The organism is Nocardioides sp. (assembly GCF_024509035.1).
In the GTDB taxonomy this organism is placed as follows: Bacteria; Actinomycetota; Actinomycetes; order Propionibacteriales; family Nocardioidaceae; genus Nocardioides.
Window position 1 is genome coordinate 5,377 of record NZ_JANINT010000128.1, and the last position, 956, is coordinate 6,332.

2 protein-coding genes are annotated in these 956 nt (G+C 70.7%); one reads left to right on the plus strand and one right to left on the minus strand.

Annotation, left to right across the window (positions count from 1 at the left end):
* The coding region (locus Q0L15_RS10565) for an acyl-CoA dehydrogenase C-terminal domain-containing protein (protein WP_296604207.1) at positions 1-486 on the plus strand (486 nt) is incomplete at its 5' end.
* Between the two features lie 68 nt (positions 487-554).
* Here the strand turns inward: Q0L15_RS10565 and Q0L15_RS10570 are convergent.
* Positions 555-956, minus strand: a 402-nt coding sequence (locus Q0L15_RS10570) for a LysR substrate-binding domain-containing protein (protein WP_296604209.1), incomplete at its 5' end; no start/stop codon positions are given.

A 956-nucleotide genomic window follows, 5' to 3' on the forward strand; every position in this document is an offset into this window, starting at 1 on the left:
ACCGCGATCCAGGGCCAGGACTTCTTCTTCCGCAAGATCGTCAAGGACCAGGGCGTCGCGCTGGGCCACCTCGCGGGCGAGATCTCGAAGTTCATCGAGAGCGGTGCCGGCAACGGTCGCCTCAAGAACGAGCGCGAGCTGCTCGCGACCGCTCTCGACGACGCCAACGCGATCGTCGGTCACATGATCAACGAGCTGATGTCCTCCCAGGAGGACACCCGCAACATCTACAAGGTGGGCCTCAACACCACCCGCCTGCTGATGGTGCTCGGCGACGTCGTCTGCGCGTGGCTGCTGCTGCGCCAGGCCGAGATCGCCCTCGAGAAGCTGGGGGGCGACCCCGGCAAGGACCGCGCGTTCTACGAGGGCAAGGTCGCGGCTGCGCAGTTCTTCGCGCAGACCAACCTGCCGCGCCTCACGGCCGAGCGGGCGATCGCCGAGGGGACCGACCTCAGCCTGATGGACCTCTCCGAGGACGCCTTCTGATCCCCTGACCTCTCGGTCACCACGTTGACCCGCCCGAAACTTTCGGGCGGGTCAACGCCATTTCGGGCCTAGCCGTGCCTGAGGGCGGCCCGCGCGGCCCGGCGTACGGCGCCGGTGAGCCGGTCCAGGCTCGGGGAGTCCAGGCGCCAGCGCTGCCAGTGCAGAGCGACGTCGACGTGCTGGCGACCGGGGAGCGGGGCCAGCCGCCCGACCTGGACGTCGGGGCGCAGTTGCGGCTCGGGGATCATCCCCCAGCCCAGGCCGAGCCGGACCGCCTCGAGGAAGTCGGCCGACGTCGGCACCCGGTGCACGATCGGCGGCATCCCCACCCCGCGGGACTCGAGCACGTCGTGCTGCAGCGTGTCCTTCTCGTTGAACACCACCACCGGCATCGCCGCCCAGTCCGCGGTCCGCCCCTGCCGCCAGCGCCCGACGAACGCCGGCGCCGCGGCCGGGACGTAGCGCATCAG